The sequence below is a fragment of the Actinokineospora sp. UTMC 2448 genome, from assembly GCF_024760565.1.
GTDB lineage: Bacteria > Actinomycetota > Actinomycetes > Mycobacteriales > Pseudonocardiaceae > Actinokineospora > Actinokineospora fastidiosa.
In genome coordinates, this window is the sequence record NZ_CP031087.1 from 2,942,473 (window position 1) to 2,966,425 (window position 23,953).

The following is a 23,953-nucleotide window of genomic DNA, read 5'->3' on the forward strand; positions in this document are numbered from 1 at the left end:
CGCGCGTCCCGCGATGGCGGGCGGGCTGCGGGAGACTACGATCGCAACGCCTTGTCAGCGCCAGTGTGAGTGCACCGTGGAGTCGGGTGGATGGATGTGTCCGTGGCCGCGCGCGACCTTGTCAGCGTTCTGCTGGTCGAGGACGACCCTGGCGACACCCTCCTGGTGAAGGAACTGCTGGCCGACGGCGACGCCCAGGTCCGGCTCACCACCGTGCGCACGGTCGCCGAGGCGCGCCGCAACCTGGCGGGCCAGGACTGCGTGCTGCTCGACCTCGACCTGCCCGACGCCACCGGCCTTGAGGCGCTGCGCCTGCTCGACGACCCCGACGGCGTGGCCGTCGTGGTGCTCACCGGCCGCTCCGACGCCCAGCTCGGCGTCGCCGCCGTGGCCGCGGGCGCGCAGGACTACCTGCTCAAGGGCGAGGTCGACCCCGACCTGCTGGCCCGGGTCATCCGGTATGCCGTCGGCCGCGTCAAGGCCGAGGAGATGCAGCGGCAGCTGCGCGAGGAGCGGCTGCTGGCGATGGAGAAGGCCCGCCTGGAGCGCGGCCTGCTGCCCTCGCCGCTGCTGGACGACCCCCGGCTGCGCGCCGACTTCCGCTACCAGCCCGGCCGCCAGCGCGCCCTGCTCGGCGGCGACTTCTACGACCTCGTCCAGGCCGACGACGGCACGGTCCACGCCATGGTGGGCGACGTCTGCGGCCACGGCCCCGACGAGGCCGCCCTCGGCGTCTACCTGCGGGTCGCCTGGCGCACGATGATGCTGGCGGGCAGGCCGGTGGACGAGGTCTTCGACGCGATGCAGCGCGTCCTGGTCCACGAGAGACACCTCGACGGGCTGTTCGCCACCCTGTGCACCCTGTCGGTCTCCGCCGACCGCGAGACCGCCGACCTGCGGATCGCGGGCCACCCCGCGCCCGTCCTGCTCACCCCGGACGGCGCCGCGCTGCTCAGCGCGCCCATCGGCATCCCGCTCGGCGTGCTCGACGAGGCCAGCTGGGAGGCGCAGACGGTGAAGCTCGGCCCGCAGTGGTCGGTCCTGCTGTTCACCGACGGGCTCATCGAGGGCCGCATCGGCTCCGGCGCCGAGCGGCTCGGGCCCGAGCGGCTGGCCGAGATGGCGGGCCAGTTCGCCGCCGCGGGCGGGGACTGGCGCGCGTCGCTGCTGGACGACCTCGTGCGCACCGTCTGCGCCCTCAACCAGGGCGACCTGGTCGACGACGTCGCGGCGCTCATGCTGACCAGGGTCGCGGATGCCTGAGCGCCGCCGCCCCCGCTGGCCGCTGCGTCAGTGGATCACCGTCACCATCGGCGCGGCCATCGCCATCTGCGTCACGTCCATCGTGATCGGCGCGCTGGCCATCGCCTCGCTGTCGGACAACCAGCACCAGCTGGTGGACCGCATCGACCCGGCCGTGCAGGAGGCGCTGCGCCTGGACAACGCCCTGCTCGACCAGGAGAGCGGCGTCCGCGGCTACGTGCTCACCGCCGACCCGGTCTTCCTCGACCCGTACCACGAGGGGATCGGCAGGCAGGAGGACGCGGTCACCTCGCTGCGCGAGCTGGTCCGAGGGCACGCCGAGCTGATCGCCGAGCTCGAACGGGTCGCCTGGCACATCTCGCTGTGGCGCAAGGAGTACGCGACCCCGGTCATCGACCTGGTGCAGGCCGACGTCGAGGAGCCGCAGAAACCCCTGCCCGAGCGCACCGAGGCCGCCAAGCAGCGCTTCGACGCCGTGCGCGGCGCGTCCAACCGGCTGCAGACCGGGCTGGAGCGGGTGCGGGCGGAGAGCCGGGAGGCGCTGGACCGCGCCACGAACCGGGTCGTCGTGGTGTCGGTCGCCGTGGCCGTCGTCCTGCTGCTGATCTTCGTGCTGCTCACCCTGGTGCTGCGCGGCGCGGTCGTCGGTCCGCTCACGAGCCTGGCCGGGCAGGTCCGGCGGGTCTCCGACGGGGACTTCCAGCACGCGCCCAAGGTCACCGGCCCGCAGGAGATCGTCACCCTCGCCGACGGCGTGGACTCCATGCGCAGGCGCATCCTCGACGAGCTGGCCGCCCAGCGGGAGATCAACGCCGAGCTCGACCTGCGCACCGAGGACCTGGCCCGCTCCAACAGCGAGCTGGAGCAGTTCGCCTACGTGGCATCGCACGACCTGCAGGAGCCGCTGCGCAAGGTCGCCAGCTTCTGCCAGCTGCTCGAACGCCGCTACAAGGGCCAGCTCGACGAGCGCGCCGACCAGTACATCGGCTTCGCCGTCGACGGGGCCAAGCGCATGCAGGTGCTGATCAACGACCTGCTCGCGTTCAGCCGGGTCGGCAGGCACGTCAACGACCACGTGCTGCTGTCCGCCGCGGACATCGTCGAGCAGGCGAAGGTCAACCTCGCCCACGCGCTGGAGGACGCGGGCGCCGAGGTGGAGGTCGGCGACCTGCCCGTGGTGCGCGGCGAGGCGGCGCTGCTGACCGCGGTGTTCCAGAACCTCATCGGCAACGCGGTGAAGTTCCGCGGCGAGGAGCTGCCCCGCATCAGCGTCGAGGCGGTCCGCGACGGGGACTTCTACGAGTTCTCGGTCAGCGACAACGGCATCGGCATCGAACCCGAGTACGCCGAGCGGGTGTTCGTGATCTTCCAGCGCCTGCACGGCAAGGAGGAGTACCCGGGCACCGGCATCGGGCTGGCCATGTGCCGCAAGATCATCGAGTATCACGGCGGCCGGATCTGGCTGGACCAGGAGTACGCTTCCGGGACGCGGTTCCGCTTCACCCTCCCGGTGCCAGATACGCTGGACGCCGAGGACGCCGAGGACGCCGAGGCGCCCCCCACACCGGATCGGAGCGAGGAAACCCAGTGAGCGAAGCGGACTTGAAGGCCATTGACGTCCTCCTCGTGGAGGACGACGAGGGCGACGTCCTGATGACGCGCGAGGCGTTCGAGCACTACAAGATCCGCAACTCGCTCCACGTCGTCCGCGACGGCGAGCAGGCCGTGCAGTTCCTGCGCCGGGAGGGCTCCTACGCCGACGCCCCGCGCCCCGACCTCGTCCTGCTCGACCTGAACCTGCCCCGCTTCGACGGCCGCCAGGTGCTCGCCGAGATCAAGTCCGACGCCGCGCTGCGCTCCATCCCGGTCGTCGTCCTCACCACCTCCGAGGCGGAGGAGGACATCGTGCGCAGCTACGAGCTGCACGCCAACGCGTACGTGACCAAGCCGGTGGACTTCGACCGGTTCATCGAGGTCATCCGCAAGATCGATGAGTTCTTCGTGACCGTCGTCAAGCTGCCGGGCTGATCACCACGCGGCGGGCTGGTAGTCCTTGAGGAACACGCCGTAGAGGTCCTCGCCCGCCTCGCCCCGCACGATCGGGTCGTACACCCGCGCCGCGCCGTCCACCAGGTCGAGCGGCGCGTGGAACCCCGCGTCGGCCAGGCGCTCCTTGGTCGGCTGCGGGCGCTCGTCGGTGATCCAGCCGGTGTCCACCGACGTCATCAGGATGCCGTCGCGGTAGAGGTCGTCGGCGCTGGTGCGGGTGAGCATGTTGAGCGCGGCCTTGGCCATGTTGGTGTGCGGGTGGCCCGCACCCTTGTAGCCGCGGGCGAACACGCCCTCCATGGCCGAGACGTTGACGACGTACTTGCGCCGCGCCGTGGAGCGCTTCATGGCCGGGCGCAGCCTGCTGACCAGGATGAACGGCGCGGTCTGGTTGCAGAGCTGCACCTCGAGCAGCTCCACCGGGTCCACCTCGTGCACCCGGTGGGTCCAGCTGTTCACCGGATCGGGGTCGGGCACCAGGCCGCCCGCGTCGATGCCGTCCTCGGTGCCCGCGGTCAGCGCCTTGGCGGTCACCTCGGCGGGCGCGACCATCCCGGTGATCGCCACCGGATGGGCCCGGTCCGCGCGGCCGAGCGCGACGATCTCCGGCAGCGGCCCGGACGGCAGCGGCGCGCTCTCCGCGGCGATCAGCGGCGCGTAGGCCGCGGGGGAGCGGCGCACGGTCTGGGCCGCGTTGTTGATCAGGATGTCCAGCGGCTCGTCGGCCATCAGGTCGGCCAGGGCGACGACCTGGCCGGGGTCGCGCAGGTCGATGCCCACGACGCGCAGCCGGTGCAGCCACTCCGCGCTGTCCGGCTCGGCGGCGAAGCGGCGCACCGCGTCGGTGGGGAAGCGCGTGGTGATGGTCGTCCGCGCGCCGTCGCGCAGCAGGCGCAGGGCGATATACATGCCGATCTTGGCGCGGCCGCCGGTGAGTAGCGCCGTGCGCCCGGTGAGGTCGGTCCCGGCGTCCCGCTTGGCCCGGTTGACGGTCGCGCAGGCGGGGCAGAGCTGGTGGTAGAACGCGTCGACGACGGTGTAGCGCTGCTTGCAGACGTAGCAGGCGCCCGCCTTGATGAGCGTGCCCGCGACGGCGCCGGGGGCGTTCGACACCAGCGGGATGCCGCGCGTCTCGTCGTCGATGCGTTTGGGCGACCCGGTGGCGGTCGCGGCGATCACGGCCTGGTCGGCGGCTAACACGGCGGCGCGCTTGGCGGCCTTGCGCTGCTTGCGTACGGCCTTGTAGATGCCTGCGGTCGCCCTGCGCACGGCGACCGCGTGCGGGTGGTCGTCGGGCAGGGCCTCGACCTCGGCGAGGACCTGGAGACAGGTCTGGAGGCGGTCCGCGTCGATGCCTGTCATGCCGTCCCTGCCGTGCTAGCCCGTCTGTTCGGCCCTCACTCTAGAAGCGGGCGGGCAGGGGGTTAACCGAGGGCCGCGAGCAGCTCCCGGCAGGCTCGCTCGCAGGCGCGGCAGGCGTCCGCGCAGGTCCGGCAGTGCTCGTGCATGTCGGCGTGGGACGCGCACTCGTCGCCGCAGCTCTTGCACGCGGTGGCGCAGGCTTCGAGGACGGCGCGGGTGAGATGGGCGTCATAGCCGGTGTGCCGCGACAGGACGCGGCCGGTGGTCTCGCAGATGTCGGCGCAGTCGAGGTTCGTGCGCACGCACTTGACCAACTCCGCCACCATGTCCTCGCTCAGACAGGCGTCGGCGCACGCGGTGCAGGCCTGGGCGCAGGTGAAGCAGGCCTCGACGCAGGCGGCGAGCTTGGCGGTGTCGACCCCGCCGAGGTCCTTCGGGTAGGTCCTGAGCATGTCCGCGGCGACGCTCATGCGTCCGCTCCTCTCCTCTGGGGTGAGGACGCGGTACCCGGCGGGCGCGCCCGGGAAACGCGCCCTGCCGCGCCCAGGCCACCGGCGCGGCAGGACGCCCAGGCGGTCAGCCCTCCTGGAGCTCGGCCAGCGCGGCCTTCACCTTGTTCAGCTCCTCCTCCAGCTCCGCCATCCGCGCGCGGTGCTGCTCCCGAGCGGTCTCCAGGACCGACTCGATGGCGGTGGAGATGTCGGTGTGCAGCTCAGCCGCCGCCCGCGACACCGCGGCGGCCGGGACGGAGAGCCCCTGCAGGACCCGCTTGCCCGCCTGGGTCAGCTCAGCCTGCCACTCGCCGTCGGCGGTCCCGGTCACGGTCAGCGTCAACTCGACGGTGCGGGTCTTCTTGGCGGTGCTGACCGCCTTGGCCGCCCGCGGCTTCTTGGCGGCCTTGGGCTCGGCGGCCTCCTTGGGCTCGGCGGCCACGGTCTCCTTCGACTCGGCGGCCTGCGGCTCAGCGACCGGGTCGGGCGTCGCCGATGGCTCGGACCCGCTCATCTCGGGCGCACGCTCCACCGGCACGGTCTCGGTATCGGTCGACACCATCCACTCCCTCTCAGGACTCCTGCTGGACCGGTGTGAATTAGAACATCCGTTCGTCTGCCCGAGATCGTCGGGTTCGCTCCGCGCCCGCGGTGGCGAGGATCTCCACCGCGGGTCGGTCCCCCGGCCGGTCGGAAACCGGATGAGCGGCCGTCGGGCCATTGCCTAGGCTTGACGCGAGATGAGCACCGACCTCGACGCTTCCCCCGCCGACCTGCGCGATCGCCTGGCCGGGTTGATGGCGCACGACCGTGACCGGCTCGGCCGTCGGCTCGACGGTGTCCGCAAGCTGCGGGACAAGCACAAGCGGCGGGCGGTGCTGGGCCGCATCGAGGCCGACGTGGTCGCGGCGGAGGCGCGGGTCGCGGCGCGGCGGGCGGCGGTGCCGGTGCCGCGGTATCCCGAGGAGCTGCCGGTCAGCGCCAAGCGGGACGACATCATGGCGGCCATCCGCGATCACCAGGTCGTGATCGTCGCGGGGGAGACCGGGTCGGGCAAGACGACGCAGATCCCCAAGATGTGCCTGGAGCTCGGCCGGGGCGTGACCGGCCACATCGGGCACACCCAGCCGCGCCGCATCGCCGCGCGGACCGTCGCCGAGCGGGTGGCCGAGGAGTTGGGGACCGAGCTCGGCGAGGTCGTCGGCTGGAAGGTGCGCTTCACCGACCAGGTCGGGCCGAACACGCTGGTCAAACTGATGACCGACGGCATCCTGCTCGCCGAGATCCAGAACGACCGGCTGCTGCGCCAGTACGACACGATCATCATCGACGAGGCGCACGAGCGGAGTCTGAACATCGACTTCCTGCTCGGCTACCTGGCGAGGCTGCTGCCCAACCGGCCCGACCTCAAGATCATCATCACCTCCGCGACGATCGACCCCGAGCGGTTCTCACGGCACTTCGGGAACGCGCCCATCGTGGAGGTGTCCGGCCGCACCTACCCCGTCGAGGTGCGGTACCGGCCGCTGGTCGACCCGGAGGACCCCGACGCCGACCCCGACCGCGACCAGGTGCAGGGCATCCTCGACGCCGTCGACGAGCTGCGCGCCGAGGGACCGGGCGACATCCTGGTGTTCCTCTCCGGCGAGCGGGAGATCCGCGACACCGCCGACGCGCTCGCCGCCCGCAAGCTGCGCGACACCGAGATCCTGCCGCTGTACGCGCGGCTGTCCGCCGCCGAGCAGCACCGGGTGTTCCAGCCGCACCGCAACCGGCGGATCGTGCTGGCCACCAACGTCGCCGAGACCTCGCTGACCGTTCCTGGCATCAAGTACGTGATCGACCCGGGAACGGCCCGCGTCTCCCGCTACAGCAACCGGCTCAAGGTGCAGCGGCTGCCGATCGAGCCCATCTCGCAGGCCTCGGCCAACCAGCGCAAGGGCCGCTGCGGCCGCACCGCCGACGGCATCTGCATCCGCCTCTACACCGAGGACGACTTCCTCGCCCGGCCCGAGTTCACCGACCCGGAGATCCTGCGCACCAACCTCGCGTCGGTCATCCTGCAGATGACCGCGGCCGACCTCGGCGAGATGGCGGACTTCCCGTTCATCGAGCCGCCCGACCGCCGCCACATCGCCGACGGCGTCAACCTGCTGCACGAACTGGGCGCGCTCACCGCCGACGGCAAGGCGCTCACCCCCATCGGCCGCACCCTGGCCCAGCTCCCCGTCGACCCGCGGATGGGCCGCATGGTCGTCGAGGCGGGCAGGACGGGCGCGGTCGCCGAGGTCATGGTCATCGCCGCCGCGCTGTCCATCCAGGACCCGCGCGAGCGCCCGCAGGACCAGCAGCAGGCCGCCGCCGAGAAGCACGCCCGCTTCGCCGACCCCGACTCCGACTTCCTCGCCTTCCTCAACCTGTGGAACTACCTGCGCGAGCAGCAGAAGGAGCTGTCCGGCAACCGGTTCCGCAAGATGTGCAAGGCCGAGTTCCTGAACTACCTGCGCGTGCGCGAGTGGCAGGACATCCACTCGCAGCTGCGCCAGGTGGCCCGCCAGCTCGGCATCGACGTCAACGACACCCCGGCCGAGCCGCGCAATATCCACATCGCGCTGCTGTCGGGCCTGCTGTCGCACGTCGGCTTCCGCGACCCGCAGGGCCGTGAGTTCTTCGGCGCGCGCAACGCCAAGTTCGCCGTGTTCCCCGGCTCGGCCCTGGCGAAGAAGCCGCCGCGCTGGGTGATGGCCGCGGAGCTGGTGGAGACCTCCCGGCTGTGGGGCCGCATCGCCGCGCGCATCGAGCCGGAGTGGATCGAGCCGCTGGCCGGGCACCTGGTCAAGCGCACCTACAGCGAGCCGCACTGGGAGGCGCGCCAGGGCTCGGTCGTGGCGATGGAGAAGGTCACCCTGTACGGGCTGCCGATCGTGGTCTCCCGCAAGGTCCAGTACGGCCGGATCGACCCGGAGCTGGCCCGCGACCTGTTCATCCGGCACGCCCTCGTCGAGGGCGACTGGCAGACCCGGCACAAGTTCTTCCACGCCAACCGTGAGCTGCTGCGCGAGGTCGAGGAGCTGGAGCACCGGGCGCGCAGGCGCGACATCCTGGTCGACGACGAGTCCCTGTTCGCCTTCTACGACCAGCGCGTTCCCGCCGACGTCGTCTCCGCGCGCCATTTCGACGCGTGGTGGAAGAAGACCCGCCACGAGCAGCCCGACCTGCTGACCTACCCGAAGGACCTGCTGGTCAACGAGTCCGCGCGGGACATCACCCCGGAGTCGTTCCCGGACACCATGACCCAGCGCGGGCTCACCCTCCCGCTCACCTACCGCTTCGAGCCCGGCCGCGCCGACGACGGCGTGACCGCGCGGGTGCCCATCGCCGTGCTCAACCAGCTCACCGGGGACGGGTTCTCGCTCACCGTGCCGGGGCTGCGCACCGAGGCGGTCACCGCGCTCATCCGCTCGCTGCCCAAGCAGCTGCGCCGGATGTTCGTGCCCGCCCCGGACTTCGCCAAGGCCGTCGCGGCCCGGCTCGCCGACGACGAGCCGTCGCTGCCCGACGCCGTCGGCCGGGAGCTGAAAGCCCTGACGGGCGTGGCGATCCCGCGCGACGCGTGGAACCTCGACGCCGTCCCCGACCACCTGCGCACGACCTTCGAGGTCGTCGACGACGGCAGGACCCTGGCGACGGGCAAGGACCTGGAGAAGCTGAAGCAGCAGCTCAAGGACAAGCTGCGGCAGTCGCTGACCGCCGCGACCGACCTCGCCCGCTCCGGGCTGACCGAGTGGACGATCGGCTCGCTGCCGAAGGTCGCGCGGACCGCGCAGAACGGCATGTCCGTCACCGCCTACCCGGCCCTGGTGGACGAGGGCGGCTCGGTGGCGGTGCGGATGTTCGACACCGAGCCCGAGCAGCGGCAGGCGATGTGGCTCGGCACCCGGCGGCTGGTCCTGCTGGGCGTGGCGTCCCCGGTCAAACAGGTGGTGCGCGCGCTGTCGAACCAGGCGAAGCTGACGCTCTCGCACAACCCGCACGGCAGCGTCAACGCCCTGCTCGCCGACTGCGTCGACTGCGCCGCCGACCACCTGATCACCGCAGCGGGCGGCCCGGCGTGGACCGAGGCGGCCTTCGCCCGACTGCGCGAGTCCGTCCGCAGGGAACTGGTGCCGACGACCCTGACCACGCTGGAACGCGTCCGCGCCGTCGTGGCCGCGTGGCAGTCGGTCACCGAGCGCATAGCCCGGACCCGGGGCCCGATCTTCACCGAGCCGCTGGCCGACCTCCGCGAACAGGTGGCGGGCCTGGTGTTCCCCGGCTTCGTCACGGCCACCGGCTTCGACCGCCTCGCCGACGTCGAGCGCTACCTGCACGGCATCGAGCGCCGCCTGGACAAGCTGCCCGAGCGCCCGGACCGGGACCGGACGTGGATGCACATCGTCCAAGACCTGGAGGACGCCTACCACGAGGTCCTGAACCGACTCCCGACCTGGGCCCAGGACACCCCCCGCGCGCGGGCGGTGCGGTGGATGATCGAGGAGCTGCGGATCAGCTACTTCGCCCAGACCCTCGGCACCGCCGGTTCGGTCTCCGACAAACGAATCCGGACCGCGATCGCCGAACTGGCGCCCTGATCGTCGGCTGGGCGTCGCACCTCCGGGGGTGTCCTCCCGCCTGGCATGCGCGTGCGCCGGCCGCGGTCTAGGACGCCCGCTGGAGGACACCCAGGCGTTCACCGCGGCCTGCGACCGCATGATCGTCACCGCGTTCCGCGGCACCGAACCGAGGAAGATCAAGGACTGGCTCTCTGACGCATCGACCCCCGCCGTGGCCGGGGCCGGGCGGCACGGGGTTCATCCACTACGGCTTCGGCGCGGCGCTCCAGTCGATCTACCCGCCCGTGCGCGAGGCGATCACCGAGTTCCGCGACAACGACCAGACGATCTGGTTCACCGGCCACAGCCTCGGCGGCGCGCTGGCCGCGCTGGCCGCGATGCGCCTGCACTTCGAGGAACCCCGGCTGCTCGCCGACGGCGTCTACACCTTCGGCCAGCCCCGAGTGTGCGACCGGACCCTGGCGCAGGCCCACGACGAGGCGTTCCGCGGCCGCGCGCACCGGTTCGTCAACAACAACGACATCGTCCCGCAGGTGCCGCCCGCACCGGCGTTCCAGCACACCGAGGCGGTGCACTACATCGATAGCGACGGCAGGATCCGCGACTCCCTGTCGGTGTTCGGCGGGTTGGCCGACCGGGCCAAGGGGCTCACGGCGGACGCGTTCGCCCCGGCGGGCGACGGCGTCCGGGACCACCTGATGAACCGCTACCTGGAAGCCCTGAGGAACAACGCGGGCTGATCAGAGCAGCATGTAGAGCCGCACGACCGTGCCGCGCTTGGGGCAGGAGCGGATGCGCACCAGGTCGCAGAGCTGGTTGGCCAGCCACACGCCGCGGCCGCCGCGCACCGAGGGCAGGGGGGCGACCCGGCCGATCAGGGCGGAGTCGAGGTGGCCGCTGTCGCTGACCTCGCACACGATCGCGTCGGGCTCCGTCCACACGCGCAGGGTGCCGCGCTCGCCGCCGTGGCAGATGCTGTTGGTGACGATCTCGTTCACGGCCAGCGTGAGGTCCAGGGCGCGGTCGCGGTCGAGGCCCGCCGCGCTCGCCCTGATCGTCACCAGGTCGCGCAGTTCGGGGAGGTCGTCGAGGCAGAAGTGGGCGACGTCGGCGACGGTGTCGGGGTTGTCGTCCATGGCGGCGCTGAAGGTGACCGTCGCCAGGTCCGGGTCGTAGGACCGGCTCGGCCGCTCGGCGCCCGCCTCGATCACCGACCGGTGGCAGGTCTCCAGCCACGGCGGGCCGTCCACCGGGTACGGGCACATCAGCCGGAAGCCCGCGGAGTCGGCGAAGGCGATGTCCAGCAGGGCCTCGTGCAGCATGACCTCCGAGGTCGCCGCCGGGCTGCGCGTCGGCCACCACGACTGGCCCAGGCCGCGGACGCGCCCGCCGTCCGCGGCGTCGGCGATCTCACGCAGCACGGGGACGATCCGGGCGGGGTTGGCGCCGACGGCGGCCATGTCGATGATCCGCACGGCCGTGCCGTCCTCGCCCAGGGCCTCGCGCAGCGGGTCGGCGGTGGCGGGCGGGACGATGGCGAACACGGTCTCCCCGTCGGCCAACCCCGCGCGCAGGTACGACACCGACTCGGTGACGAGCTCCGCGGTGTCGCTGTACACGAGGGCGTGGTGCGCGAAACCTCGTGTGGTCATGGGGCTGCCTCCGGACGACCGGGTTCTCGGGGCCCCGGTCGGCCGACGCCAGGGTACCCAAACCGGCCGGTGGCTGCGAGGCATCCGGTGTGGCCGGGGGCGGCGCGCCGTGCGATCGTTTCCCACCATGGTCGTCTCCCTGACGGGCTCGCCGAAGAAGCTCCGGGTCAGCCTCGACGACTGGCTGATGATGGCGCTCGCCGTGGTGTCGGTCGGGCTGCTGGCCTACCGGACGTTCTTCGACCCGCCGCCGCACGTGGCCGAGACGATCGTGCGGATCGACTGGGGCTTCTGCGCGGTCTTCCTGATCGAGTTCCTGTGGCGCTGGCGGGCGGCCCGGTTCCAGGCCCGGTTCCTGCGGGTCAACTGGTACGACGTCGTGGGCATGGTCCCCGTCGCCCACCTGGCGTTCCGCTCGTTCCGACTGCTGCGCGCGGTGCGGATCGCCGTCGTGCTGACCCGCCTGAGCAGGCCGGTCAACCGCTCGGTGGGGGAGGAGCTGGCCTACCGAGCCCTCGGCCGCTTCGGCGGCGCGCTGATCGACCCCGTCGTCGACCTGATCAAGAAGCCGCTGACGGTGGCGGTGCTGGACGAGGTCGTCTCGGTGCTGCGCACCGGCCACTACGCCCGCAACGTCGCCGCGGCGCTGGAGGAGAACCGCACCGAGATCCGCGCGATGGTCCTGGAGAAGATCAAGCAGGACCGGCAGGCGGGCAGGCTCTCGATCCTCCCCTTCCACGACGAGATAGTCGGCACCGTCACCGACACAGTCCTCCGAGTCGTCCTGGAGATGCTGGCCGACCCCCGCACCGACGAACTGATCAGCGACCTGCTGAGAGAGAACATCGACCAGATCCGCCGCTCCGTCCGCGCAGGCGACCACCGCGACCTACCCGACCCAAGCCCGCCGGGCCTGTAGCCCCTGATCGGGGGGATGTCGGGGGAGGTAGCGCCCGCTCGGGGGCCTCACTGACCCGGGTCGGGCCGCCCGGGTTGGACCCTGCACGCGTGCCCGGCTCGGGCAGGTGGGACAGCGAGACCCGCCCGAGCCAGCGTCGCTGCCGGGCTGGGGGGTTGGTGGTGGCGGGGTCGATCCTGCGTTCGCCCACCGGGCATTGCTGCCCGGCTGGGGACAGGTGGGACGTGGTGACCTGCCCGTGGCAGTGTCACTGTCGGGCTCGGGGGGCCGGTGCCGCCCACAGGGTGTTGCTGCTCGGCTTGGGTAGGTGACACGTCGTGACCCGCCTGTGCCTGCGTCGCTGCCGGGCTTGGGGGGTTGGTGGTGACCGGTTCGGTCCCGCGCCCGCCCACCCGGCTGGGCGCCGAACGTCGTGCCCCGCCCTCCGCTGCCCGCCTAAGGAGGGCTCGGCTCGGGCGGCGGAATGTCCTGTCCTGCCCAGTTCGGTGTCCGTCCGGTGGCGGCGTTGCTGGGCTTGGGTGGGTGGAGCGTCGTGGCCTGCCCGCTCCACCTCCCGCCTACTGGACGTCGCTGCCGGGTTCGGGTAGTTGGAACGTCGTGATCGGTTCGATCGCCTCCACGCCGTCGACCTCGGCGAGGGCGGACACCGCGTCCACCGCGACCGCGCCGCTGATGACCCCGACCGAGTCGAGCACCTCGTCGACGCGCAGACCGGCGGCCTCCAGCCCGGCCACCACCTCGGGCAGCCGGGCCAGGCCGGAGTCCGCCAGCACGACGAGCACCCGCTCGACGGGGTCCTCGCTCACGGGGCCTGCACCAGGCCGGAGCCCACGTCGGTCGAGGGCAGGGGCAGCCGCTGGGCCGTCTGGGTCAGGCGGGCCCACAGCTCCAGCCCGCGCGCGCCGGTCGCCTGGGCGATCAGCGCGGCGACGCCTGCCGCGTGCGGGGTGGCCATGCTCGTGCCGCTGATGCGGTTGTGCCGCAACGGCATCGGCCACGACGAGTGCACGTCGACACCCGGCCCGACGAGGTCGACCGCGCCGATCTTGTCGACCGTGCCGCAGGAGAAGCGCGCGATCTTCGACTGCGCGTCGATCGCGCCGACCGCCATGATCGACGGGCAGTTCGCGGGGTGTCCGACGGGTGCCACGACGCCATTCTGCCGCTCGGACTCGTTTCCCGCCGCCGCGATGATGAGCGTGCCCTGGGCCAGCGCCCGCGCCGCCACCCGCTCGTACGTGCGCGAGTACGGATCGCCGGGCCGGGTGCGCGCCCCCAGCGACATCGACACGACCGGGCAGTTGTTGCTGATCGCCCACGCGATGCCGGACAGGATGCCGCCGTCGGAGCCGGACCCGGCGTTGCTCAGCACCTTCCCGGCGAAGATCTCCGCCTCGTAGGCCACGCCGTAGCCGGGGCCCTCCGACGGCTCGCGCGGCCCGCACGCCGTGCCGATGCAGTGCGTGCCGTGACCGTGCCCGTCCTGCACCTCCTCGCCCGGGACGAACGAGCTCGACTCGATTTCGCGCTCGGCGAAATCGGGGTGGGCGAGGTCGAAGCCGGTGTCCAGAACCGCGACCCGGATGCCCTTGCCGGTCGCCGTGCTCAGCTGCGCGCCGACGGCCTGCAGGCCCCAGGTGAACACCGACTCGTCGCTGACCGTCGGCTCCTCCGCGGGCGCGGGCGCGGCGATCGCGTACACCATGCGCTCCTGCTCCAGCAGCGCGATCGGGCCGGGCTCGACCACCGCGCGGGCGAGCGCCATGGCCTGTTCCTCGTCGGCGTTGACCACCGCGACGCCGAGCTGGTGCAGCACCACCCCCTGGCTGGCGTCGAAGCTCATCATGTCCACGCCCGCATCGGCCGTGCTCGCCGCGCGGATGCCCGCGACCTGGTTCAGCGCCTTGGTGCCCGCCGCGACCGCGTCGTCCTGCAGCAGCACCAGATAGCGCCCCGTCGTGCCGTTGTCCGCCGTCGTCATGGTCTCCCCGCCTCCCGTTGATGGCTCCCGCATCTAGTGTCTGACGGCGGCCAGACAATGTAACGGGCATCACACGTTCGGCCCTGTGCGAATTCCGTCATCCGGCCAACTCGCACCTGATCGGACGAACGCCGTTTACTGTCGATGTATGCAGACTTGGCTCTCCCAGCCGGTGCCCCGGGTGCCGGGGCCGCCGCGCCCCCTCCGACTGCACGACACCGCGACCGGCGAGATCCGGCCGACCGCGCCGGGCCCCACCGCGACCATGTACGTCTGCGGGATCACCCCGTACGACGCCACCCACCTCGGGCACGCCGCCACCTACCTGGCGTTCGACCTGGTGCACCGCGTCTGGCTGGACAACGGCCACGACGTCCGGTACGTGCAGAACGTCACCGACATCGACGACCCGCTGCTGGAGCGCGCCGCGCGCGACCAGGACGACTGGGTGGTGCTGGCGATGCGGGAGACGGCGCTGTTCCGCGAGGACATGACGGCGCTGCGGGTGCTGCCGCCCGCGTCGTTCGTCGGGGCCGTCGAGTCGATTCCGGAGATCGTGGAGGCCGTCGCCAAGCTGCTCGCGGGCGGGAGCGCCTACCGGGTCGACGACCCGGAGTTCCCGGACGTCTACTTCGACCACACCGCGGGCGGGCGCTTCGGCTACGAGTCCAACTACGACGAGCCGACGATGGCCCGCTACTTCGCCGAACGCGGCGGCGACCCGGACCGGCCGGGCAAGCGCCACCCGCTCGACGCCCTGCTGTGGCGCGCGGCCAGGCCGGACGAGCCGAGCTGGGACTCCGAGCTCGGGCCGGGCAGGCCGGGCTGGCACATCGAGTGCAGCGTCATCGCCCTGAACCGGCTCGGCATGGGCATCGACCTGCAGGGCGGCGGCTCGGACCTGATCTTCCCCCACCACGAGTACAGCGCGGCGCATGCGGAGTGCCTGACCGGCGAGCACCCGTTCGCCCGGCATTACACCCACGCGGCGATGATCGGGCTGGACGGGGAGAAGATGTCGAAGTCCCGCGGCAACCTGGTCTTCGTCTCCCGCCTCCGCGCCGACGGCGTCGACCCGATGGCGGTGCGCCTGGCGTTGCTGTCCGGCCACTACCGGACTGACCGGGCGTGGACGGATGAGCTGCTGGCCGAGGGCGAGGCCCGCCTGACCCGCTGGCGCGAGGCCGTGTCCCGCCCCTCCGGCCCCGACGGCGCGGCGTTGGTGGCCCGCCTCCGCGACCACCTGTCCAACGACCTGGACACCCCCGCCGCCATAGCCGCGATCGACGCCTGGTCCGCCCAAACCCTCCAGGGCGTAGGCCAAGACCAGACCGCCCCCACCCTCGTCCGCACCGCCGTGGACGCCCTGATGGGCATCGCCCTGTAGCCGAGCCGCTCGGATTCCGGATGGTCAGATCATATGATCTGACCATCCGGATGATGAGCTCATATGATGTCATCATCCGGATGCTGGCATCACCTGGATGACGACATCATCTGGATGGCGAGAACATCTGAAAGGTCGACCCCTGCCTGCCGGGGCGGACCCAGCGGTCCTGCATGGCGGTCGCACGCGGCGGTCCTGTGGGGCGACTCCGCGTGGCGATCGTGCGGGCAACCCTGCGTGGCGATCGTGCGGGGCGACTCTGCGTGGCGATCGTGCGGGGCGACTCCGCGTGGCGATCGTGCGGGCAACTCTGCGTGGCGATCGTGCGGGGCGACCCCGCGTGGCGATCGTGCGGGCAACTCTGCGTGGCGATCGTGCGCGGCAACCCTGGGCGGCGATCGTGCGCGGCGATCCTGCTCGCCGACGCTGCGGGGCCGGTCGTCCCGGTCCCTCGGGTTCGGTCGGCCGGGGCGCGGCATCCGCCAGTGGCCCGGCCGCGCTCCTTGCCTCTCAGCGCCACGCCCGTAGCGCCCCGCCCCGTTGTGGCGGTTGCGCCTGCAGCGCTTCGTGCCGTCTCGGTGGTCGCACGTGCGTCGCTCCACCTTGCCCGGGGGGCGTTCAGATGATGCCATCATCCGGATGATGGCATCATCTGAACGCGCGCGAGGGGGTCCGTGAGCTGTTCGGATGGTCGCGTCATCCGGATGGTGTGGGCATCCGGGCGAGCGCGGTCCGCGCGGCGCGTGGGCGGGGCGGACTAGGTGCGGGCGGGCCCGCTAGTGCCGGGTGGGCTGGGCCACGGGCCCGCTAGATGGCGGTGGGCTTGGGCCACGGGCCGCTAGATGCCCGTAGGGCCTGGGCCGCTGTGGCCTCGGCCTGGGCCTCGCCTGCGGAGGTAGCGCTCGAACTCCGCGGCGATCGTCTCGCCGCTCGTCTCGCCGAGGGTGTCCTCTGCGTCCCCGCGCTCTTCCAGGGCTCGGACGTAGTTGCGGACGTCCTCGTCCTCCTCCGCCATCTCGCTCACCGTGCGCTGCCATTCCTCGGCCTGTTCGGGGAGGGAGCCGAGGGGGACCTCCACGTCCAGGACCTCCTCCACGCGGTGCAGGAGGGCGAGGGTGGCTTTCGGCGACGGCGGCTGCGACACGTAGTGCGGGACCGCCGCCCAGATGGAGATGGCGGGCACCCCCGCGCGCACGCACGCGTCCTGGAAGACGCCGACGATGCCGGTCGGGCCCTCGTACCGTGAGCGCTCCAGGCCGAACTGGGCCGCCGACTCCGCGTCGTACGCGGTGCCGGTGACCGGGACCGGGCGGCTGTGCGGGGTGTCGGCCAGCAGGGCGCCGAGGGTGACGACGGTGGTGACGCCGAGGTCCTCGACATGACCCAGCAGCTCGCCGCAGAACTTGCGCCAGCGCATGTTGGGTTCGATGCCGTGGACCAGCACCACGTCGCGGCGGGAGCCGGGTGGGCGGCACACGGACAGCCGGGTCGTCGGCCACTCCACCCGCCGGGTGACGCCCTCGATCAGGCGCACGGTGGGCCTGCTCACCTGGAAGTCGTAGTAGTCGTCCGGGTCGAGTTCGAGCAGCGGCGTGGCGTCCCAGGTGAGCTGCAGATGCTCGATGGCGGTGGTGGCGGCGTCCCCGGCGTCGTTCCAACCCTCGAAGGCCGCGACGAGGACGGGCTCGTCGAGCACGGACCGGGCGGTCGGGGTGTCGGTCGGGGGCGGTTCCGCATTCGTCACCGCGCAAGACTACGACCCAACGGCCGCCGAGGGAGATCGTAGGCCGCGTGTCCGGGTAGCGTTGCGGCGGAGAACCCCCCGTTGACCTGTTGGAGGACGGTTTGACCGCGCCCGCCGCCGTGCTGTGGGACATGGACGGCACCCTGTTGGACTCCGAGAAGCTGTGGGACATCCCGCTGCACGAGTACGCCGCGAAGCTCGGCGCGCGGCTGTCGCCGGAGACCAGGGCCGCCATGGTCGGGACCAACATCCCGACCACCATGGCGCTGCTGTTCGGCGCGGCGGGCCTGGAGCCGAGCACCGACGACATCCGCGACGCCATGGCCTGGATCGACCTGCGCATGGCCGAGCTGTTCCGCTCCGACCTGCGGTTCCGCCCCGGCGCCGAGGCCGCGCTGCGGGCCGTGCGCGACTCCGGCGTGCCGACGGCCCTGGTCACTTCCACCGAGCGGCCCCTGGTCGAAATCGCCCTGGACACCGTGGGCCGGGAGTTCTTCGACGTGATCGTCTGCGGCGACGAGGTGGACGGGCTCAACAAGCCGCTGCCCGAGCCGTACCTGCGCGCGGCCCGCCTGCTGGGCGTGGACCCGGCCGCGTGCGTCGCCGTGGAGGACTCGCCGACCGGGACCGCGTCGGCCGTCGCCGCCGGGTGCTCGGTGCTGGTCGTGCCGTGCGATGTGGACGTCGAGCCGGGGGAGCGGCGGGTGTTCCGCGACAGCCTGGTCGGGGTGGACATCCACGTGCTCGCCGAGGTGCTGCGCGGCTAGTCCTCCACCCGCTCGCGGCGCTCCTGCTCGCGGTAGCCGTAGGTGGCCAGGCGCACGGTCGTGTCGTCCTCCAGCCCCGAGCCGACCGCGCCCGCCAGGGTGCCGAGCGCGCTCGCCATCAGCGCGATGGTGACGTAATCGCCGACGCCGACCGGATGGCCCAGGGTGGTCTCCAGATAGGCGGGCGGGACGACGATCGCGACGGCCGCGAGCGCGATGGCGAACAGCGCCGTGAAGAACGCGACCGTGCCGACGGCCACCGTGATGGCGGTGCTGGCGTTGCGGAGGCGGACCTGCGGATCGGGGACGACCGTCGCCCGCGACCGCGACTCCCACAGCCGGTGCCCCGCGATGAGCCACACCGTCATCGCCGCGATCGTCGCCACGGTGAGCGCGGCCAGCCGCAGCGGGTGCAGCGCGGTGGCCAGCGCCCAGATCGTGGAGTAGAGCACGCCGAACGCCACGCCCGTCATCGCGCTGGCCAGCGCCCGGGACAGGCCGAGGATGAGCTGCCACGGCCGGTTCGCCCTGACCATCCCGGCCAGCAGCCGGGTGCGGTGGAACCGGCCCGGCCAGACGATCTCGACCGTGCCGTCCTCGGGGTCCGGCGCGAGCACCCGCAGCCCGGGCAGCTCGCTCGGCACGCGCCGCTCGGCCAGGGCGCGGATGAGCGGCAGCACGACCGAGCGCAGCCTGCTCAGCAGCCGGACGCCGCCCAGCGCGGGCAGCGAGACGACCGCGACCCGGCTTGCCGGGTCCACACTGGCCAGCACCGGCCCCGACGCGCTGCGGATCGGCAGGTCGGTGATGCAGATGGCCAGGTCCCAGCTGGTGGCCCGGATGCGCTCGGTGGCCTTGTCCATCAACCGGCCGTGGTCGGGGTACATCGACTCGAACGGGTCCTGGGCCGTGTCGACGGTCGCGGCGGGCTCGCCCAGCCGCTCGGGCAGGTCCGCGCTGAGCCGCTCGGCCAGCGCGGCGGGCAGGTCGGGGTCGGCCAGCAGGCCGATGACGATATCTCTCACAACGGGTCTCCCATGGCAGTCGGACACGTACCCGATCGGCGAGCGGGGAAACAGCGGCCGTGCGACGGTGGGGGCATGCGTGCGCTGACCGTTGTCCCGAAAACACCCGGGTCACTGGCGGTGACCGACGTGCCCGAACCGCGCCCGGGGCCCGACGACCTGCTGGTGGACGGCATCGCGCTGGGCGTGTGCGGGACGGACAAGGAGATCGCCCGCGGCGAGTACGGCTGGGCCCCGTCCGGGCAGGAGCGGCTGGTGCTCGGCCACGAGTCGCTGGGCCGGGTCCGCGCGGCGCCGGAGGGCGGCGATTTCGCCGAGGGCGATCTGGTGGTCGGCGTGGTGCGGCGCCCGGACCCCCGCCCGTGCGGCGCGTGCGCCCGGGGCGAGTTCGACATGTGCCGCAACGGCGAGTACACCGAGCGCGGGATCAAGGAGATCGACGGCTACGGCAGCCAGGTGTGGACCGTGCACCGCGACTACGCCGTGCGGCTCGACCCCCGGCTGGAGCGGGTCGGGATGCTGATGGAGCCCACCACGGTCGTCGCCAAGGCGTGGGAGCAGATCGAGCGCGTGGGGGCGCGGGCGTGGTTCGAGCCCAAGCGGCTGCTGGTCACCGGGGCTGGCCCGATCGGGCTGCTCGCCGCGCTGCTCGGCAGTCAGCGCGGGCTGGAGGTGCACGTGGTCGACCTGGTGACCGACGGCCCGAAGCCGGGGCTGGTCAAGGCGCTCGGCGCGACCTACCACCACGACCCGGTCGCCGAGGTCGCGCCGCGGCTCGAACCCGACGTGGTCATCGAGGCCACCGGCGTCGGCGCTGTCGTCTTCGACACGATCGCCAACACCGCCCCCTACGGGATCGTCTGCCTCACCGGGGTCTCGCCTGCTGGCCGCAAGCTGGACGTCGACGCGGGCGGCATCAACCGGGACATGGTGCTGGAGAACGACGTCGTGCTCGGCTCGGTCAACGCCAACCTGCGCCACTACCGGCAGGCCGCCGACGCGCTGGCCGGGGCCGATGTGGACTGGCTCGAGGAGATGGTCACCCGCAGGGTGCCGCTGAGCCGCGCCGAGGAGGCCTTCGACGCGCGGCCGAACGACGTCAAGACCGTCATCGACCTGGACGAGTCGTGACGGCGCGGACGACGCCCGCCGGGATCGAGGACTACGCGCTGCTCGGCGACCTGCAGACGGCCGCCCTGCTGGCCCGCGACGGCGGCATCGACTGGCTGTGCCTGCCGCGGTTCGACTCGCCCGCCTGCTTCGCCATGCTGCTGGCCGACCAGGAGGCGGGCATGTGGCGGCTGGCGCCCGCGTCCGGCGGGGTGGCGAGCAGGCGCGGGTACGTGGGCGACTCGCTGATCATGTCGTCGGAGTGGGACACCCCCGACGGGACGGTCCGCGTGTTGGACTTCATGCCCCCGCGCGGCGAGGCGGCCGACGTCGTGCGGATCGTGGAGGGCGTCAGCGGGGCCGTGCCCATGCGGATGGAGCTGCGGCTGCGGTTCGACTACGGCTCGATCGCGCCGTGGGTCCGGCACAACGGCGGTGAGCTGGTGGCGATCGCCGGTCCGGACGCCGTGTGGGTGCACACGCCCGTCCCGCTGCACGGGCACCAGATGGCCACCGTGGCGGAGTTCACCGTCCGGCCGGGCGAGCGGGTCCCGTTCGTGCTGACGCACAAGCCGTCGCACCTGCCCGCGCCCCAGCCGGTCGACGCCGAGCAGGCGCTGCGCGACACCGAGCGGTTCTGGGCGGACTGGATCGGCCAGTGCGACTACTCGGGGCGCTGGTCGTCGGCGGTGCGGCGCGCGTTGATCACGCTCAAGGCGCTGACGTACGCGCCGACCGGCGGCATCGTGGCGGCCGCGACGACGTCCCTGCCGGAGGACCTGGGCGGCTCGCGCAACTGGGACTACCGGTACTGCTGGCTGCGCGACGCGACTTTCACCCTGCAGGCGCTCATCGGCACCGGCTTCGTCGACGAGGCGCGGGCCTGGCGCGAGTGGCTGGTCCGCGCGGTGGCGGGCGACCCGCAGAAGCTGCAGATCATGTACGGGCTGGACGGCTCGCGGCGGCTCCCGGAGTACACACTGGACTGGCTGCCCGGGTACCAGGGCGCGGCCCCGGTGCGCATCGGCAACGGCGCGGCGACGCAGTTCCAGCTCGACGTCTGGGGCGAGGTCCTCGACGGCCTGCACCTGGCCCGCGAGGCCGGGCTGCCGACGCTGGACCCCGCGTGGGACCTGCAGCGCGCGCTGCTGGACTTCCTGGAGGGCCACTGGGACGACCCCGACAAGAGCCTGTGGGAGGTGCGCGGGCCCGACCGGCACTTCGTTCACTCGAAGGTGATGGCGTGGGCTGGCGTGGACCGCGCGGTGGACACCGTGGAGAACCACGGCCTCGACGGCCCGGTCGACCGGTGGCGCGCCCTGCGCGAACGCATCCACAGCGAGGTCTGCGCGAAGGGGTACGACGCGGAGCGGGAGACGTTCACCCAGTTCTACGGCTCGCGCGGGCTGGACGCGGCGCTATTGCTGTTGCCCAGGGTCGGGTTCCTGCCGTGGGACGACCCACGCGTGCGCGGCACCGTCGACGCGGTCCGCCGCGAACTGTCCGGGGACGGATTTCTTCTGCGGTACCGAGTGGACGCCGACGGCGGGGTGGACGGGCTGCCGGGGGAGGAGGCGACCTTCCTGCTCTGCTCCTTCTGGCTCGCCGACGCCCTGCACAACACCGGCCGTCGGGAGGAGGCGACAGCGCTGTTCGAGCGCCTCCTGAGCCTCCGCAACGACGTCGGCCTCCTGAGCGAGGAGTACGACACCAGGACCGGCAGGCTCGTGGGCAATACCCCCCAGGCGTTCAGCATGGTCGGCCTGGTCAACACCGCCCGCCAACTCACCGGCAGCCGCACCACCACCTCGGCGTCCCGGGGCGAGCAGGATTTGGACCGGGGGAGCCGGGGACGGCGGAGGTAGCCGGGTGGGTTGAGGGGCCTCGGGCGCGGGCTTGATGGCCTTGGGCGGATCGATCCGGTTGGAAGGGGCTCGGTTGTGGGCTGCGAGTCTGGGCGGGTTGATTCGGTGGGGTGGGGCTGCGGGTTTGCACATCCGGATTGGCTGATGCGGTAAGGCGGGCTTGCGGGCCTGGGTGGGCCGACCCTGGTTGGTAGGGCTTCGGTCGGTGGGTCTGGGTGGGCTGGTGCGGTGGGCGGGGCTGCGGGGTTGCGGGCTTAAGTGGGGCCGAACCCGGTTGGTCGGTGCCTCGGTCGCAGGTTGTGGATCTGGGTGGGCCGGCGCGGTGGGCGGGCTTGCGCCTTTGCGGGTCTGGGTGGGTTGATTCGGTTGGGTGGGGCTGCGGGTCTGGATTGGCTGATGCGGTGGGGCGGGCTAGCGGGCCTGGGTGGGCCGATCCCGGTTGGTCGGGCTTCGGTTGCAGGTTGTGGGTCTGGGTGGGCTGGTGTGGTGGGCGGGCTTGCGCGATTGCGGGTCCGGGTGAGGCCGATCCGGTTGGACGGGCCTCGGTCACAGGCTGCGCGCCCGGGTGGGCTGATGCGGTGGGCGGGGCTGCGGGTGTGCGGGTCCGGGTGGGCCAATCGGTTCGGCGGCTGCGGCTGCTGGCGGCCCGGCCTCGGAGCGCGGAAGCGCTGTCCTGGTTGGCCAGCGCCGTCGCCGGGCGGGTGTCAGGGCAGTAGGGCGCGGACCAGGTAGTCGACGCTGGTGTCCGGGGTGGACTCGGGGACGGCGCGGCGGAGGGTTACCCAGCCGACGTAGGTGGCGTAGGCGACGCGGGCGCGGTCGTGGGGGTCGGGGGCGCCTGCGGCGGCGAAGGCCTCGGTCAAGTAGGCGATGCGCCTGCCGGTGACGCGGTGGAGGACGGGGGCGACCTGCGCGTCCTCGGCGTGGGCGACCAGGGCGGCCTCCAGGCCCTCCGTGGGGTCATCGGTGATGGCCATGCGGAACAGCGTGGCCAGGCGCTCCCGGGGGTCGGCGATGGGAGCGACCTCCTCGATCAGGGCGGTGGTGCCCTTCTGCTCCCACCATTCGAGTGCGGCGTCGAGCAGGGCGGCGCGGTCGGCGAAGTGCCAGTAGAAGCTGCCCCTGGTCACCCCCAGCTCCGTCGCCAGCGGGTCGACCGCGACCGCGGCGACGCCGCCGCGGGCCAGCGCGGCCAGGGCGGCGGTGATCCAACTCTCTCGGCTCAACCTGGGCTTCGGCACCTCCGTACACTACTGTACGGATTGACCATACAGTGGTGTATGGAAGGAGTCGGAGATGACCGTCGTCGTCTGGGCGCTGGTGGTGGCGCTGGTGTTGATCGCGATCCAGCACGTGGTCTGGATGATCAGCCCGTGGCCGTTGCGCACGCCCGAGGAACTCGCCCGGAAGGTGGTCGGCGTCGAGGCCGACCGGCTGCCCAGCAGGCCGCTGACGTTCGGCGTCGTCGTGCTCCTGGCGGCCGCGGCCTACCTCGTTGCCGCGCGCGGCGGGCTCGTCGACGCGCCGGGGCCGGAGTGGCTGGTCACCGTCGGCGCGGGCGGCGTCGCGGTGGTGCTGCTGGCCCGCGGCGTCTCCGGGATGGCCACGTCCCTGCGCAGGGACACCGAGTTCGCGCACTGGGACGTGCGGATCTACTCGCCGCTGTCGCTGACCCTGGGCGTGCTCGGCGCGGTGGTGACCCTGCTCGCGTGATCTGGGTCCCCT

General features: G+C 72.4%; 20 protein-coding genes. 11 read left to right on the forward strand and 9 right to left on the reverse strand.

The window, feature by feature from the left end; all coding sequences use genetic code 11:
- Positions 1-90: 90 nt before the first annotated feature.
- From Actkin_RS13725 to Actkin_RS13735, 3 genes are read left to right on the forward strand one after another with little or no spacing between them, the layout of a single operon-like run.
- Complete coding sequence (locus Actkin_RS13725) at positions 91-1,263, forward strand: PP2C family protein-serine/threonine phosphatase (protein WP_189213826.1); 1,173 nt, start codon at positions 91-93, stop codon at positions 1,261-1,263.
- Positions 1,256-2,854 (forward strand): sensor histidine kinase, encoded by a 1,599-nt coding sequence (locus Actkin_RS13730; protein ID WP_258907463.1) that lies wholly within the window; start codon positions 1,256-1,258, stop codon positions 2,852-2,854. Before Actkin_RS13725 ends, Actkin_RS13730 begins: the two co-directional genes overlap by 8 nt.
- Positions 2,851-3,291: a response regulator gene (locus Actkin_RS13735; protein WP_189213828.1), complete on the forward strand. Its 441-nt coding sequence runs from the start codon at positions 2,851-2,853 to the stop codon at positions 3,289-3,291. Before Actkin_RS13730 ends, Actkin_RS13735 begins: the two co-directional genes overlap by 4 nt.
- Here the strand turns inward: Actkin_RS13735 and Actkin_RS13740 are convergent, their stop codons facing one another.
- The 3 genes from Actkin_RS13740 to Actkin_RS13750 form a co-directional block, all read right to left on the reverse strand.
- Complete coding sequence (locus tag Actkin_RS13740; RefSeq protein ID WP_189213829.1) at positions 3,292-4,674, reverse strand: SDR family NAD(P)-dependent oxidoreductase; 1,383 nt, start codon at positions 4,672-4,674, stop codon at positions 3,292-3,294. It abuts the gene before it with no gap.
- A gap of 62 nt (positions 4,675-4,736) precedes the next feature.
- Positions 4,737-5,144 carry a four-helix bundle copper-binding protein gene (locus Actkin_RS13745; RefSeq protein WP_189213830.1) on the reverse strand — a complete coding sequence of 136 codons (408 nt, stop codon included), beginning with the start codon at positions 5,142-5,144 and terminating at the stop codon, positions 4,737-4,739.
- Between the two features lie 106 nt (positions 5,145-5,250).
- On the reverse strand, positions 5,251-5,679 hold the full coding sequence (locus Actkin_RS13750; protein WP_189213965.1) for a DUF6319 family protein: 429 nt from the start codon (positions 5,677-5,679) through the stop codon (positions 5,251-5,253).
- A 226-nt stretch (positions 5,680-5,905) separates the two neighbouring features.
- Between Actkin_RS13750 and hrpA the strand changes: the two genes are divergently transcribed.
- Both hrpA and Actkin_RS13760 read left to right on the forward strand, forming a co-directional pair.
- Positions 5,906-9,796 carry an ATP-dependent RNA helicase HrpA gene (hrpA, locus tag Actkin_RS13755; protein ID WP_258907465.1) on the forward strand — a complete coding sequence of 1,297 codons (3,891 nt, stop codon included), beginning with the start codon at positions 5,906-5,908 and terminating at the stop codon, positions 9,794-9,796.
- A gap of 266 nt (positions 9,797-10,062) precedes the next feature.
- Positions 10,063-10,518, forward strand: coding sequence for a lipase family protein (locus Actkin_RS13760; RefSeq protein ID WP_258907467.1), 456 nt, complete (start codon positions 10,063-10,065; stop codon positions 10,516-10,518).
- Here the strand turns inward: Actkin_RS13760 and Actkin_RS13765 are convergent, their stop codons facing one another.
- A complete protein-coding gene (locus Actkin_RS13765) occupies positions 10,519-11,430 on the reverse strand; it encodes an anti-sigma factor RsbA family regulatory protein (RefSeq protein ID WP_189213832.1) in 912 nt (303 codons plus the stop codon).
- A 127-nt stretch (positions 11,431-11,557) separates the two neighbouring features.
- Here Actkin_RS13765 and Actkin_RS13770 point away from each other — a divergent pair, with 127 nt between their 5' ends.
- Positions 11,558-12,349, forward strand: a complete 792-nt coding sequence (locus Actkin_RS13770) for an ion transporter (RefSeq protein WP_258907468.1) — start codon at positions 11,558-11,560, stop codon at positions 12,347-12,349.
- Positions 12,350-12,906: 557 nt separating this feature from the next.
- Here Actkin_RS13770 and Actkin_RS13775 read toward each other — a convergent pair.
- Together Actkin_RS13775 and Actkin_RS13780 are read right to left on the reverse strand one after the other, a co-directional pair.
- Positions 12,907-13,155: a ketohydroxyglutarate aldolase gene (locus tag Actkin_RS13775; RefSeq protein WP_189213834.1), complete on the reverse strand. Its 249-nt coding sequence runs from the start codon at positions 13,153-13,155 to the stop codon at positions 12,907-12,909.
- Positions 13,152-14,330, reverse strand: a complete 1,179-nt coding sequence (locus Actkin_RS13780; RefSeq protein WP_258907469.1) for a S8 family peptidase — start codon at positions 14,328-14,330, stop codon at positions 13,152-13,154. Before Actkin_RS13780 ends, Actkin_RS13775 begins: the two co-directional genes overlap by 4 nt.
- 148 nt (positions 14,331-14,478) lie before the next feature.
- Here Actkin_RS13780 and mshC point away from each other — a divergent pair, with 148 nt between their 5' ends.
- A complete protein-coding gene (mshC, locus tag Actkin_RS13785; RefSeq protein WP_258907470.1) occupies positions 14,479-15,717 on the forward strand; it encodes a cysteine--1-D-myo-inosityl 2-amino-2-deoxy-alpha-D-glucopyranoside ligase in 1,239 nt (412 codons plus the stop codon).
- Positions 15,718-16,555: 838 nt separating this feature from the next.
- Here the strand turns inward: mshC and Actkin_RS13790 are convergent.
- A complete protein-coding gene (locus Actkin_RS13790; RefSeq protein WP_258907471.1) occupies positions 16,556-17,461 on the reverse strand; it encodes a PAC2 family protein in 906 nt (301 codons plus the stop codon).
- Between the two features lie 131 nt (positions 17,462-17,592).
- On the opposite strand from Actkin_RS13790, the gene Actkin_RS13795 reads away from it, so the two are divergent.
- Positions 17,593-18,228 (forward strand): HAD family hydrolase, encoded by a 636-nt coding sequence (locus tag Actkin_RS13795; protein ID WP_396122989.1) that lies wholly within the window; start codon positions 17,593-17,595, stop codon positions 18,226-18,228.
- Here the strand turns inward: Actkin_RS13795 and Actkin_RS13800 are convergent.
- Positions 18,225-19,253 (reverse strand): hypothetical protein, encoded by a 1,029-nt coding sequence (locus tag Actkin_RS13800; protein ID WP_258907473.1) that lies wholly within the window; start codon positions 19,251-19,253, stop codon positions 18,225-18,227. The two genes, Actkin_RS13795 and Actkin_RS13800, sit on opposite strands and share 4 nt — an antisense overlap.
- 129 nt (positions 19,254-19,382) lie before the next feature.
- On the opposite strand from Actkin_RS13800, the gene Actkin_RS13805 reads away from it, so the two are divergent.
- Together Actkin_RS13805 and Actkin_RS13810 are read left to right on the forward strand one after the other, a co-directional pair.
- On the forward strand, positions 19,383-20,384 hold the full coding sequence (locus tag Actkin_RS13805; RefSeq protein WP_258907474.1) for a glucose 1-dehydrogenase: 1,002 nt from the start codon (positions 19,383-19,385) through the stop codon (positions 20,382-20,384).
- The gene (locus Actkin_RS13810; protein WP_258907475.1) at positions 20,381-22,228 is read left to right on the forward strand and encodes a glycoside hydrolase family 15 protein; all 1,848 of its coding nucleotides are present in this window, start codon (positions 20,381-20,383) and stop codon (positions 22,226-22,228) included. Before Actkin_RS13805 ends, Actkin_RS13810 begins: the two co-directional genes overlap by 4 nt.
- 704 nt (positions 22,229-22,932) lie before the next feature.
- Here the strand turns inward: Actkin_RS13810 and Actkin_RS13815 are convergent.
- Positions 22,933-23,454: a TetR/AcrR family transcriptional regulator gene (locus Actkin_RS13815; RefSeq protein WP_258907476.1), complete on the reverse strand. Its 522-nt coding sequence runs from the start codon at positions 23,452-23,454 to the stop codon at positions 22,933-22,935.
- Positions 23,455-23,524: 70 nt separating this feature from the next.
- Between Actkin_RS13815 and Actkin_RS13820 the strand changes: the two genes are divergently transcribed.
- Positions 23,525-23,941, forward strand: a complete 417-nt coding sequence (locus Actkin_RS13820) for a DUF3995 domain-containing protein (RefSeq protein WP_258907477.1) — start codon at positions 23,525-23,527, stop codon at positions 23,939-23,941.
- Positions 23,942-23,953: the final 12 nt, after the last annotated feature.